The sequence below is a fragment of the Anabaena sphaerica FACHB-251 genome, assembly GCF_014696825.1.
Taxonomy (GTDB): domain Bacteria; phylum Cyanobacteriota; class Cyanobacteriia; order Cyanobacteriales; family Nostocaceae; genus RDYJ01.
Genome location: NZ_JACJQU010000019.1, coordinates 44,857 through 58,939, shown reverse-complemented (window position 1 = coordinate 58,939; position 14,083 = coordinate 44,857). Strand labels below are relative to the sequence as shown.

Here is a 14,083-nt window from a genome sequence, read left to right as displayed (position 1 = left end):
GTCAAAAGACTCCTGTAGAGACGTTCCGCCGGAACGTCTCTACTCCTGAATTCTGCTGTATTAATTCCGGCAAAATTTACGATCGCCATCATGTTCTGGATGTTGCCAAGAATAAGCAAAATGACTGACTGCATTGATTTGGGGTGAAAATCGTCGTAAAGCTGCCATCTGCACTTCTAGAGGTGGACGGCCAGTGATTGGTTCTCCCCACTTACCAGCTAAAGCGGGAATTACCTGTGTTCTTGGTTGTGCCATACTCAAAACCCGTTGCACTTGATCCATAATACAACTGGCATTACCACAAGTAGCATAAGACATAGGATGCCATTCTAGAGAATTAGGAAATCTATCCCAAGGTTGCAAACGGGAATCATAACCTTTGCCTACGGTTTGATTACCATCGGGGAAAAATACTACTCCAGCGGGAATATTATTTTGTGTGGCTGGATAACTAGCTAAGGCGACAAAATCTAATATACCCTGCATCGCGTGAGCAACTGCTAACAACCATAACTCTGATTGTAAAATTGGTTGTTTCTGGTTTGGTGTCAGCAGTGATTTTTGTGCGACTGGAAGATTACGTCCTTCCCACATCGGTTCATCTTCTTGGGGATAGAGTTTATCTACTTCACCTATATCTCCAGCGGTGACGAATCCTTTACTTAAAAAGCGGCGGATTAATTCTAAGCCCTTATTATTTTTGGCCCGACGCAGAAAAGCTTCTTGAGTTGCGGGAGTAAATACCCATAAATCCGACACTTTAGTAGCGATGGAATCACTTCCTGCTTGTCGGGGATAGCGTACATAGTCCAATAACAAACCATCAGGACGACGACGCATTATTTCTTGCACCATGCGGTAATAGTCATCTTTCGCTTGCTGGTTGTAGGGGTCTACAAATACTTGGGAACGGTTATCTACAACTTCTATGCTATTTTGACCTTTACCATTACGAGCGATCGCCTCTTTTCTACTAGCAATCTGGCCGTAAGTATAGCCAAAATTCATCGTAAACATCCAAGCATAAACCTTTAAACCTCTTTCTTGTCCTTTTTTAATTCCTTCAGCTAATAAATCTACTTTTTCTTTTCCCGGAGTGCGAACTACAGCAGGCCAAACTGTAGGATTATTTGCTGCTGGTAACAATACCTGACCATCATAAAATGCTTCTAAATAAACTTGGTTATAGCCACTGTTGACTATCTGATCCATAATCTGATCAATAGCTCCCGGCTGAGAGTCACAGGGATATAAGCGCAACCAGATGGCTTGAGTTTTAGGCCAATTTCGACTGCGACAATCTTGTAATTTCTGTATGTGTTCTTTTACTAGTTTTTGGTAGCGTCTCTGAGCATCTTTATTGCCTTTAAATGCTGATAAACGTAGCTGTTCTTTGTCCTTAACTGCTTTTGGTGATAACTGACAAAACTCCATTACTTGTGCCGCTGCTGGTTGAGTACCAAAGTTAGGCATCAACATACTGCTGCTAAACAAAACAGCAAACAGACTTCGACACAATGATCTTGCTGTGGGAAAATTTAAAGGAGCTTTGTACATATTCCTCAATTTATACTTTGATTAAGTAAGTAGGCGTTGAAATTTATCCTTGTGGCAAGGCAAAAGGCAAGAGGCAAAAGGCAAGAGGGGAAAGACTTTTAGCGATCTTACATCTTGTAACATACCTTGATTTTTTCCTGCCAACTTACTTACGTTTCTTAATTAATATATAGCAGCAGGAAAAATTTACAGCAGCTAATGGCTACACCAAAGCAACGCGGTCAGCGCAGCTATACCTACAGCTTTACAGCAGTCAGAGGACGATCAGCTTTTCTTGGTAACAATTCCAGAATTTACCACTGGCAACGCCCGTTGAAGGCATCCTTTTAAGGTTAATCATAGTGGAAGTTATATGTTAAATGAAGTAATTACAATCTTGAGACGTGAGCATTGTTTTGATCATTTGGATAAGGAAAAGAAGCAAAATATTTTTGAGGAAATTGTACATTTAGCTGGTTATCAATATGATTGTAATTCGGGAGAAATTTTAGAATGACACACAGAATTTTTTCAATTATGTGATTCTTGTTTAGCGAAAACTAATGATCTGGAATCAGGTCTTTGTATAAAATGCAGGTGATAGTTTGCATATTATTTAAGGGTTGGTTAGTTTTTCTATTTTAATAGAATCGAATTTTTACCGCAGGAATCGCTTTTTTGTTTCGTGCAAAGACGCAAAATCAATAATCAGTGACTCATTTCATTTAAAGCTATATTATTTCTTCACTAACTCCATGATGTTTTAAATTTTCAATAAAACTAGAAATTCCTTGATTACGACTTTCTAAATAACGGGAAGCATCATCAAACCATGCTTTTAAAGGCTGTTCTGTATCAGGATATCAGGATGTTTTTAATTATTTATCTGTTATTTATTCTTGTAATAAGACAGTATTTTCACGGTTACGTTTTTTGTTTATTTATTTTATTTTTTAATCACAATTGAAATATTAATAGATAAAGATGCTTATGGAAACGGGAAATATCGCCCAAACTCATATCTTGCACCTCTCCGTACCAACCCAGATAACCCAAAAAGGTGCGCGATAAGGATACCTTATTTTTATGGGTTTTTATCGCCAAATCAAGGGTTTTGGAATTATACGGTGTGATTAAATTACATCAATTTTTATTGGTACAAGATGTGAGCAAATCCAATTTGCATTAAACCCAAGTAGTTAGGTTTTATCTGTCTATCTGAGATTTTTATCTGCCTTTTTACTGATATATATAATTTTTTAAGGTTTACGTGATGACAATAATTGATATTATATTGATTTGTATTTTCTTATATTGTTTGTTCGTTGATTATTACCATCCATCTGTTTTTTCAGAAAAAGAATCCCAGCTAAAGCACCAAACATATAGTTCTTATAAAAGGAATTACAAACAGAAAAAAGTTAAATATAGATATCGTCCCATATATGAATTTGACTCGATGAGTGGAGTAGAATTTGAAGAATTTCTGGCAGAACTCCTGAGTGAATACGGTTATCTAGTAACTCAAACTGGATATAGCCAGGATTACGGTGCAGACTTAATATTATACAAAGATAATATAAAAATTGTGGTACAGGCAAAAAGATCAAATAAGCCAGTGGGTGTAAGGGCTGTGCAGGAAGTTGTAGGTGCTATTAATTATTATCAAGCCAATAAAGCAATAGTAATTACTAATAATGATTTTTCAAGCAATGCTCATAATTTGGCAAAAGCTAGTCAAGTAGAATTATGGGATAGAAGAAGGTTGCTTGATTTTATACGCGAAATCAACAATCCCACCAAAAATTAACAAAAAAAGATATTCAGGGAATCAATTAAGAGTCTAAAAGCAAAAGTCGGTTAAAACCGACTCGCCAAAAACCTCTTTTCCTCTCTGCGTCTCTGCGCCTCTGCGTGAGAAAACCCTAAAAATCCTCATCATCAATAAAAAACTCCGCTTCCTCATCAACCCTAGATTTCGACACACCCAACCCCCAAAGAGGCTGTAAAACCGCCACACTAACCAAACCCACAGCCACCCAAAAAGCCAACACCAAACCAAAAGGAATTTGTATTGATTGAAAAACCAAAAACCGTAAAGATACAGGCGTAGCATTCTGCACCGAAATCAGAGCGATCGCTAACACCCAACCAGCTATAACTATAGATATAAATAAATTCACAAACATTTTCATAACTTTAAATATAAAAATTCAGGAGTAGGGGCGAAGCATTCGGAAAATATCCTTTGGCAAAAACTGATAATTTATCACCCGAATGCTTCGCCCGTACAGGAGTCAGGAGAAAGAATGTTTAATTTTTAATTCTTTCCCCTCTTCACTGTCACCTGTCACCTATCACCTATCCTAACTTAACAATTTCAGCTTCCATTGTTGCTGCAATTTGACTAAGTTTATCGGGTGAGTTAGTTTCCATGTACACCCTCACCAAAGGTTCTGTACCCGAAGGACGCAATAAAACCCAACTACCTTCTTCTAAATACAGTTTGATCCCATCCTTTCTTCCCACTTCCTTGACTTTAATTCCAGCTACTTCGGAAGGAGGATTTTTTGTATAGGAATCAATTACAGCGTTTTTGTGAGATTCAGTTAGGTGTAAATCCAAGCGGTTGTTATACAAAGGACCATCAGCTTCTGCAATAGCTTCTTGCACCAACACACTTAAAGGTTTACCCTCGTATGCGATCGCCTCAGCCACCAGCATATCAGCTAAAACCCCATCCTTTTCAGGAATATGGCCAATAATACTCAAACCACCCGATTCTTCACCACCAATCAAAACAGCGGTTTCCCGCATTTTCTCACCAATGTATTTAAAGCCAACAGCGGTTTCATAAATTTGCAGACCATTTTTAGCCGCAAAATTATCTAACAAATGGGTAGTCGCTACAGTTCTCACAATTGCGCCTGTTTTACCCTTGTTTTTGATTAAATGTCTTGCTAAAACTAACAGCACTGTATTGGGAGTGAGAACATTACCTTGTTCATCCACAATACCAAAGCGATCGCTATCTCCATCAGTTGCTAAACCCAAATCAGCTTTATCAGCTTTAACAGCTTCCACCAACTCAACCAACTGTTCTCCCTTGGGTTCTGGCATACCACCGCCAAAAAGTACATCCCTCCAAGTGTGGAAACTTTCTAACTGAGTTCCGCAATGTTGCAGCACCTCATCTAAATAGCCACGAGATGTAGAATAGAGAGCATCGTACTTAACCTTTAAATTCGCACTCTTAATTTTTTCCACATCCAGCAAGGTGTAGATAAAATGCAAATAATCAGGCTTCGGATCAAAAGTAGAAATAGTCCCAGATGGGTTACTTCCCGGTAACTCATCCGATGCCGTTTCTATATTTGCCACAATAGTATCAGTAATTTCAGGAGTGGCAGGCCCAGCATAGTCTGGGATATATTTAATCCCACAATAAGGTGCAGGATTATGACTAGCAGTAAACATCAAAGCCCCTGCGGAATTCAAGTGTCTCGCATTGTAGGCAATTACAGGAGTCGGGCAATCCCGATCAGTAATTTTCACATTCCACCCTAAATCAGCCAAAACCGCAGCCGATGTCCGTGCAAACTCATCAGCTAAAAACCTTGTATCGTAGGCGATTAAAACTGGTCTGTCTTTACTATAGGCAGTTTCCAGATAACTAGCTATTGCCCTGGTTACTTTCCGCACATTGGGAAAAGTAAAATCATCGGCAATTATTCCGCGCCAGCCATCAGTACCAAATTTTATTTTACCAGAATTGTCAGGGTTACTCATTTTGCCACTCTCTCCCGTGCATCATCATTACCATTAGGAAGCATCCCGCAAAGCAACTGTATAGCCACTGTGCCGCAAGTATCCCCAAGGTAATTTCTCTCACTGTACCTGAGCAATGTCAACCCCCGCTAGACCCTTTGTTAGTTACCACCTTTGGTCCTTGGTTGCCCCCGCTAGAGGGCAAGAACATTGGCATTGTCAAATGAGAAGGGGATTTATTAAAGCTCGACAACACGAACCAGAGGTAAAAGCTTTATTAGCCCAAGCTACACCACCGCAGCGTATCGGTATCTTAGCTCAAAAAGGTGTGTATGAGTTTCATCATCATTTGCAGTGGTTAACTCAGTCGGATGGAGTGGAAAAAGTCGCGCAGTCACTGAAACTCAGTAACTTCACTTTTCAGGTTAAGCAACGGGTAATACAAATTTTACAAAAATATCAAAAATCACCTTTACTTTTGGGTAAAAGCATTATTCAGTTAACACCCGGTGATGAAGGATTTCCCAAACCAATTTTGATTGAACAAGCTAATTATTGTTTTCGGTTATATGCAGCTATGGATTGTGTGTTTATCGAGTCTGATAGCACTTTGCATATTTTAGATTTTAAAACTGGTAAGTCTGCTTTTGATAAACGACAAGCATTAGTTTATTTATTAGCAGCGCGTTATCTTTATCCTGGAAAATCTGCTGTAGCTTCATTTTATAATTTAGAAGTTTGTCAAAAATCTGAGTTAATTACTATTAATAATCATGAATTAGCATCTCTAGAATTTGAGTTGGCTAATGTAGCGAATAAACACCAACTTGATTTACAGAAATATGCAGCGAGAAGCAGTAACTTTAGTCAAATCTTTCCACCCAATCCCGGCAATCACTGCCGATTTTGTCCCTTTAATTCAATCTGTGAATTTTCTACTTATAATCCTGCAAAATCACACTCAATGCCAATAATTCGTAATTCGTAAGTAAGGAAATAGAGAATAGTTATTTTTCTTGTGCCTCCTGCCTCCTGCCTTCAACAAAATCTCTTAAAAAACGATAAATCAAGCTCACCAAAGTTAATACTCATGGCAATATTTAATTGTTCTAAAGTTGCCACTAACCAATCAATAGCATTAGTAGTCGCCGTTTCATAGTGATTAAACAAAATTGCAAATCTTTTTTCCAAATATGGTTTAACTTTATGACAGATTAAAACCACTTTCAGCAATAAGCCAATAGTTGGTAGCGAACCTTGATTACTAATTAAATCTAAAAAAGTTGAGTGTTGTGGCGATGCTTGACTGCTGACAACTAAAAAGTTTAGTAACTGACTACAAGTTCTCACCATTAAGAAGTCATTGAGCCTTTGATCATCAGCATCCGGTAATGTATTCTGTAAATGAGTGTATAAACGTTGATTAAATTGGCGTTTGCCATATTGTCCGTCAATGGAGGATATTAGATATTCATATAAATCATCCTTAAAATCCTGGAATTTAGCAGTTTGACTACTATATTTTAAGAACTGCTGCGCTCTTTCTTGGTAAGTATAATTACCTTCTGTTTTTCCAATAAATTGTTTTACGGTACTGTAGAGATCGCTATCGCTCAACAATGTAGGATTATTAATAGGCCGTAAAATCCGATTCGCTTCCGCTGGGGAAACTTTTCTTAAAACCTGAATCCGACGGACTTTATAAGTTATATATTGTGACAGGTCAATTTCAAATTTTTTTTGTACCTGTGCCTGAAAGTTTCTGACGGTTTCTTGTTGCTCAAAAGTAGAATCTTCACTAATTAAACAATGTTCATATAAATAAGGATAGCGACTGATCAAATTTATCAAAGGTTGATTATCTTTACGGGTATTCAACTTAGGTGTTTGATTCACTAATTGAAGAAACCGACGCAAGATTACATACTGATCACTTTCAGTAAAAATCTGCAACAGTTCCCGCAAGCGCCTAATTTCTCGCAGACGGAAAGAATTCACTACCAACCTATTAGGTGGTAAATCAAACAAGCTGATTAACTCCGTAATAGCATGATGCAATTGGGGTTGCATATACCAGCGGTTAATCAAAATATGACAACAACGGTTGAGAAAAAATTTAAAATCTTCTGTTGCTGTCTTAGAGGCTGTAATTTTGTCTAAAATTAGAATAATTTCCGGCTCAGGATAATTCGCACGCTCAACAAAAAGAGCGCGAAAACGTTCAATCATTTGGTCGGGAGATTCCATTTGTACCAAATGAAGAAAATGCTGATATATCAACTGCTCTTCTTGATAACAGTCGTGGTAGTTGTGTAGATATTCTCGTCTACCACCATGAACTTTCGCTAAGGGTGTTTGTTGCACAGTTTTTTCAGATTCAGAACTCGTCCAATTTTTCACCTTTGATTACCGTTTACAAACAGAGTTATAAGTCATTTTTCTTACATATATATGTACGCGTCAACCGAATTTACACGGTTTTAGCAAGGCTTGATCAAATCTTACTCTCCATATTTCTAGGGAATTATTTGCTTTTCACACTTTACCATGAAATCCGAAAATTTACTGATACTTTCATTAAAGTAAACATAAATCTTTCTTACCTATAGTTAAATTTATAGTTAAGGGTTGTACGGAACTTGTGGCAATGGGGGCGTTTGAAGCCAATTCAACAATGCTTCTACCTGATACCCCATTGCTAGCTACAAACTCCCAATTCTGAATTCCCAAATTAAACAGGTGGTAATTCTTTAAGAATTGTAAAACGAATATGGTTAATGGCCAACTCGCCAATAGAGATATCTTCTTTGGTTAACCGATCGCCATTGCTGGTAAGGGTTTCAAAGGATACTCCTTTGCCAATTTCGATATGATACCAGCATAATCCCATAAAAAAGCGTGTGGGATAGGGACCAGCATCGCCCACATCATCAGGATTAGATTCCATTGGTACCCACCCAAAATCAGGGATGTAAAACTCTAGCCAAACATGATTAAAGTCGGGTTGCAGAGGGACTCCTTGTTGTTCACCATAGGGAGGGCATTTATACCTACCTACAGTCCGACAAGGAATACCATTCAAACGGCACAAAGCCAACAATACGCCTACATATTCCCCACAGGAACCAACGCCTCGTTCTAAAACTATATCAGGTGTATCTATGTGGGGTTTGATACCATAGGATAACTCATCATAGACGTAGTTGCGGATATTGTACATTTTTCGCAACATATTAGTTTCTGAACCGACAGCTTCACGGGCTGCACGGCGGACAATGGTAGTCTCCATTGCTAAATCATCATCATCCACCAAATAACGAGTTTGTAACTCTGGTGTCAGTTCAGGGAGGTCTTCTACATCTTTGGGTGTGATGCGATACTTAATGCCGCGAACTTCTAAAAGTGCTTTCCAGCCGAAGATATGGCGTTCACCGGGAACGAGGGAATCAAACTTAAATACGGCTACCCGTTGTCCGGCGATAATTTCTTCTGTGAAGGGTAAACCGATGGGTTCAACTTGTTTGACCTTTTGGCGTTCTGTTTGAGATGGTAGCGCAATCCGCCATTCTACATTGGTTAAATAAACCTCGTCTAAGGGAGCAATTTCCTCTACATAGGACATTTCTACCAGATAACCATTAGATAGGGCGTAGCGTTTATCTGGCTGATAATGATAATACAGGGGATGAATAAAAGTGATATCCCGGTAGGTTAGCTCATGACTAGGGTCAGCATTGGGATTATCACGAATATAAGGCTCTTCAGTAGAGTAGGAAACATAGAGAATATCCTTACCTGTTTCATCCTGACTATGGATAGCGATACCTGTAGGAGAAGCAAAAGGTGTGAGAACACTAAAACGAAGTTCTCCAGTGGCCCTATCCATAGAGTAAACTGTTTGCTCAGTGCGATCGCAAACCCAGAGAGTTTCCTGACTAACTGCCAAATTTTCTCTTCCCACACCAGGGGCATAAAATCGAGTAATTTCTTTGCGTGTATCCCGGTCAAAAATCAGAACACAGCCCAGTCTTTGGCAGCTAACATAGACAGTGGACTCCCAAACAGCAACACCATCAGCAGCATAAGGTAAGGTGACAAAATGCTCCAACCCCAAAGAGTCCAGCTTACACAAATAAACGCTATTACCACGGCTGACCCACAGTGTATCTTCCCAGACGGCTAAACCAGTAACATCGCTAAATTCCTTAACTTGGTGGGGATTAAGAATTTTACTGTTATCAGAGATGGGGTCAATCTCCAATAAATGCCCTTTTGTTGTATCGATAGCAATAAGTTTATCTTTGATGAAAGCAATACCATAAAGGGTAACAGCAGTAAGCGGTCGAATTGTTTTTTGCCCAAACATCTGGCTAACATTCAAACTAGGGAGTGCAAAACTCATATTATTTTATTGGTCAGTTGTCAGTTGTCAGTTGTCAGTTGTCAGTTGTCAGTGGTAATTATCAATTACTACCCAGTCCCTAGTCCCTAGTCCCCAGTCCCCAATGTAACTTGAGTTGATGGAATTCCTGCCATCACTCAATTATGATCGAATTTTGTAACCCTTTCCTGTAACCTACACGATGTCTGCTCATTCTTTGCCTGAAAGTGCCGCAGTTTGGCATAGTTTAGAGGTTGATAAAGCTTTAAACCTGCTTGATAGTAATGCAGATAGCGGCTTAACATCCCAAGAAGTTGAACAACGTTTGCAAAAATACGGACCCAACGAACTAGAAGAACATGGTGGCCGTAGCCCTTGGCAGATTCTACTAGATCAGTTCACTAACATCATGTTATTGATGCTGATAGGAGTAGCCCTGATTTCTGGTGGATTAGATTTTTGGGCGCTGCAACAAGATACATTAAAAGCTGGTGAAGTGCCATTTAAAGACACAATTGCGATTATGGCGATTGTTATCCTCAATGGCATACTAGGCTATGTCCAGGAAAGCCGGGCTGAAAAAGCTCTAGCAGCCTTGAAAAAACTATCTTCTCCCTTAGTCCGCATCATCCGAGACGGTAAACTGGCGGATGTAGCAGGGAAGGAACTAGTACCTGGGGATGTGATGCTGCTGGAAGCTGGTGTACAATTAGCTGCTGATGGACGCTTAATAGAACAGTCTAATTTGCAGGTGCGGGAGTCTGCACTGACGGGTGAAGCCGAAGCTGTAAATAAGCAAGCAATTCTCACATTACCAGAAGATACTGCATTAGGCGATCGCATTAATCTAGTTTTTCAAGGAACAGAAGTAGTCCAAGGACGCGCTAAGGTTCTTGTTACCAACACCGGCATGACAACGGAACTGGGCAAAATTGCCACGATGTTGCAGTCGGTGGAAAGTGAACCTACACCCCTACAGCAGCGCATGACTCAACTGGGTAATGTGTTGGTTACGGGTTCTTTGGTACTCGTGGCGATTGTGGTGGTCGGTGGTATTATCCAAGCTAGAGGTTTTAGCAACTTACAAGAACTTTTGGAAGTTTCCTTAAGTATGGCGGTGGCTGTAGTTCCTGAAGGTTTACCAGCCGTTATTACCGTTACTCTAGCACTGGGAACTCAGCGAATGGTGCGCCACCATGCCTTGATTCGTAAACTCCCAGCGGTGGAAACTCTAGGTTCTGTAACTACCATCTGTTCTGATAAAACTGGGACTTTGACTCAAAATAAAATGGTGGTGCAGTCAGTCTACACCAATCAACAGACTTTCCGGGTCACGGGAGAAGGTTATGCTCCCATTGGGGATTTTCAGTTACATGACCAACCAGTTGACCTAGATGAAAATCCAGAAATATCGGCTTTGTTAGTTGCTTGTGCTGTGTGTAATGACTCGGTACTGCAAAGAGAAGCCGGAGAATGGGTAATTTTAGGCGACCCCACAGAAGGCGCTTTGATGACTTTGGCGGGTAAAGCTGCTATTGAAAAAGATCAATGGAGTAGTAAATTACCCCGTGTGTCCGAGTTTCCCTTTTCTTCAGAACGGAAACGCATGAGTGTAATTTGTCAAGTGGAGGAAGTGGCCACAGGTGATCCGGCTATGAGTGGGGTGGACCCGGTAATAGCAGGTTTTTTAGAATCTGAACAATATTTAATGTTTACCAAAGGTTCACCAGAATTAACCTTGGCACGTTGTCATCAAATTTATCTGGGTGATCACTCTATCACCATCGACGAAGAACGACGCGCTCAAATTCTGGCAGCCAATGACCAAATGGCCTCTCAAGGTTTGCGGGTGTTGGGTTTTGCCTACAAACCTCTAACGGAAGTACCTCCAGAAGCTTCAGAAGATACTTCTGAACAGGATTTGGTGTGGTTGGGCTTAGTGGGAATGCTCGATGCACCACGCCCTGAAGTCAGGGCAGCTGTGGAAGAATGTCGTCAAGCTGGTATTCGTCCCATCATGATTACTGGTGATCATCAATTGACCGCACGAGCGATCGCTGTAGACTTAGGTATAGCTGATGCAGATGCTAGAGTCCTAACCGGTCAAGAATTACAACGCATGAGTGACACGGAAATAGAGGAACAAGTTGATTTAGTCAGCATTTACGCCAGAGTTTCTCCAGAACACAAACTGCGAATTGTGCAAGCATTGCAACGTCGTGGTCGATTTGTAGCTATGACTGGGGACGGTGTGAATGATGCACCCGCCCTGAAACAAGCTGATATTGGTATCGCTATGGGTATCACTGGTACAGATGTCAGTAAAGAAGCCAGCGATATGGTGCTGTTAGATGATAACTTTGCCACCATTGTGGCTGCTACTAAAGAAGGTAGAGTTGTTTATACCAACATTCGGCGGTTTATCAAATACATCTTGGGCAGTAACATTGGTGAAGTTCTCACTATCGCTGCTGCACCTTTAATTGGCTTAGGAGGCGTTCCTCTGACTCCTTTGCAAATTCTGTGGATGAACTTGGTAACAGATGGTTTGCCTGCTTTAGCATTAGCTGTAGAACCTCCAGAACCAGATGTGATGCAGCGTCCTCCTTTTAGTCCCCGTGAAAGTATTTTTGCCAGGGGATTGGGTGCTTACATGATTCGCATCGGTATAGTTTTTGCCATCATTTCTATTGCCTTGATGTCCTGGGCTTATAATCATACTCATGCACAAGGGTATCCAGGCAATCCCGACACTTGGAAAACAATGGTATTTACTACTTTGTGTCTCGCCCAAATGGGTCATGCGATCGCTATTCGTTCTAACAACCAACTCACTATTGAGATGAATCCTTTTTCTAATCTCTTTGTGCTGGGTTCTGTAATCGTGACAACGATTTTACAGTTAATGTTAGTATACGTCCCACCGCTTAGAGATTTCTTTGGTACTCACGAACTAAGTCTTTCAGAATTGGGAACTTGTATTGGCTTCAGTAGCTTGATGTTTGTCTGGGTTGAATGTGAAAAGTTATTCTTCCGTTTTATGGGCAAAAGGACTGTTTAATTGGTAATTGGGGAAATGGGGAGATGGGGAGATGGGGAGATTGGAAATGAATAATTACAATCCAAAATCCGAAATCCAAAATCCAAAATTAAATAATTAATTTCTGCCTCTTACCTCCAATTACCTATTACCTAACCTTATGTACCTCAAAACTCTACACCTCCGACATTTTCGTAATTACCAAGAGCAAAAGATAGAGTTTAATGCTGCCAAGACAATTTTGGTGGGTAATAATGCTCAGGGAAAATCGAATTTGTTGGAGGGGGTAGAGTTGTTAGCCACATTGCGATCGCACCGCATGGCACGCGATCGTGATTTAATTAGAGATGGAGATGCGATCGCTCAAATTAATGCCACCCTAGAACGAGCAAACGGAGTTTGTGACTTAACCTTAACTTTACGACGACATGGCCGCCGTAGTGTGGCTATCAACGGTGAAACAGTCCGCCGACAAATGGACTTTCTCGGTGTTCTTAATGCGGTTGAATTTTCCAGTTTAGATTTAGAATTGGTGCGCGGTAGTCCTGAAGTTCGTCGTAACTGGTTAGATACACTTTTAATTCAACTCGAACCAGTTTATGCTCATATTTTGCAGCAATATAACCAAGTATTACGCCAACGCAATGCTTTTTTGAAAAGGAGTCAGGAGTCAGGAGTCAGAAGTCAGGAGTCCGAATTGGCTATTTGGGATGCACAGTTAGTTACCGCCGGTGCAAAGGTAATTAGAAGACGTGACCGAGCTATCCAAAGATTAGCACCCATCGCCGCAGCTTGGCATGGTAGTATTAGCGGTAGCACAGAAGTTTTACAAATTAACTACGCCCCTAATGTTCCAATAGGAAAAGACCAGAAAGAAGAAGTTGCACAAGCTTTTTTAGGTAAAATTCAACAGCGATCTGCTGTCGAACTGCACCGAGGTACTACCCTTGTTGGTCCACACCGGGATGAAGTAGAATTAATTATTAACCAAACACCTGCTCGTCAATATGGTTCCCAAGGTCAACAACGAACACTGGTTTTGGCTTTAAAATTAGCAGAATTACAATTAATTGAAGAGGTCGTTAATGAACCTCCTTTACTTTTATTGGATGATGTCTTAGCCGAATTGGATCTATCTCGTCAAAATCAATTACTTGATACTATCCAAGACCGTTTTCAGACTTTAATTACTACTACACATTTAGGTGCTTTTGACTCTCAATGGTTAAATTCTTCACAAATTCTCTTCGTGAAATCAGGAGAAATATCAATGTAAATACAGCAGGAGTCAGGAGTAAAACTGGCTTTGTGTATAGGTTTAAATTTAGATTATCTACCTCATTGATCTGCAATCTGCT

Annotated in this window: 10 protein-coding genes; 5 read left to right on the top strand and 5 right to left on the bottom strand. The window is 40.2% G+C overall.

Going from position 1 to position 14,083, the window contains the following annotated elements; all coding sequences use genetic code 11:
- Positions 1-60: 60 nt before the first annotated feature.
- Complete coding sequence (locus H6G06_RS22490) at positions 61-1,557, bottom strand: family 10 glycosylhydrolase (RefSeq protein ID WP_190564262.1); 1,497 nt, start codon at positions 1,555-1,557, stop codon at positions 61-63.
- A gap of 352 nt (positions 1,558-1,909) precedes the next feature.
- Here H6G06_RS22490 and H6G06_RS27625 point away from each other — a divergent pair, with 352 nt between their 5' ends.
- Together H6G06_RS27625 and H6G06_RS22480 are read left to right on the top strand one after the other, a co-directional pair.
- Positions 1,910-2,053 (top strand): hypothetical protein, encoded by a 144-nt coding sequence (locus H6G06_RS27625; protein ID WP_242039825.1) that lies wholly within the window; start codon positions 1,910-1,912, stop codon positions 2,051-2,053.
- A 756-nt stretch (positions 2,054-2,809) separates the two neighbouring features.
- Complete coding sequence (locus tag H6G06_RS22480; protein WP_190564260.1) at positions 2,810-3,346, top strand: restriction endonuclease; 537 nt, start codon at positions 2,810-2,812, stop codon at positions 3,344-3,346.
- A 115-nt stretch (positions 3,347-3,461) separates the two neighbouring features.
- Here H6G06_RS22480 and H6G06_RS22475 read toward each other — a convergent pair whose 3' ends face one another.
- Positions 3,462-3,731: a DUF1049 domain-containing protein gene (locus H6G06_RS22475; RefSeq protein ID WP_190564258.1), complete on the bottom strand. Its 270-nt coding sequence runs from the start codon at positions 3,729-3,731 to the stop codon at positions 3,462-3,464.
- Between the two features lie 166 nt (positions 3,732-3,897).
- Complete coding sequence (locus H6G06_RS22470; protein ID WP_190564256.1) at positions 3,898-5,325, bottom strand: phosphoglucomutase/phosphomannomutase family protein; 1,428 nt, start codon at positions 5,323-5,325, stop codon at positions 3,898-3,900.
- A 115-nt stretch (positions 5,326-5,440) separates the two neighbouring features.
- On the opposite strand from H6G06_RS22470, the gene H6G06_RS22465 reads away from it, so the two are divergent.
- Positions 5,441-6,292: a PD-(D/E)XK nuclease family protein gene (locus H6G06_RS22465; RefSeq protein WP_190564254.1), complete on the top strand. Its 852-nt coding sequence runs from the start codon at positions 5,441-5,443 to the stop codon at positions 6,290-6,292.
- A gap of 50 nt (positions 6,293-6,342) precedes the next feature.
- Here H6G06_RS22465 and H6G06_RS22460 read toward each other — a convergent pair whose 3' ends face one another.
- Positions 6,343-7,704: a hypothetical protein gene (locus tag H6G06_RS22460; RefSeq protein ID WP_190564252.1), complete on the bottom strand. Its 1,362-nt coding sequence runs from the start codon at positions 7,702-7,704 to the stop codon at positions 6,343-6,345.
- Between the two features lie 331 nt (positions 7,705-8,035).
- Entirely contained in the window at positions 8,036-9,706 is a 1,671-nt protein-coding gene (locus H6G06_RS22455; protein WP_190564250.1) for a transglutaminase domain-containing protein, read from the bottom strand.
- 181 nt (positions 9,707-9,887) lie between these two features.
- Between H6G06_RS22455 and H6G06_RS22450 the strand changes: the two genes are divergently transcribed.
- Together H6G06_RS22450 and recF are read left to right on the top strand one after the other, a co-directional pair.
- Positions 9,888-12,746 carry a cation-translocating P-type ATPase gene (locus H6G06_RS22450; RefSeq protein WP_190564248.1) on the top strand — a complete coding sequence of 953 codons (2,859 nt, stop codon included), beginning with the start codon at positions 9,888-9,890 and terminating at the stop codon, positions 12,744-12,746.
- A 139-nt stretch (positions 12,747-12,885) separates the two neighbouring features.
- Positions 12,886-14,001: a DNA replication/repair protein RecF gene (gene recF / locus H6G06_RS22445; RefSeq protein WP_190564247.1), complete on the top strand. Its 1,116-nt coding sequence runs from the start codon at positions 12,886-12,888 to the stop codon at positions 13,999-14,001.
- Positions 14,002-14,083: the final 82 nt, after the last annotated feature.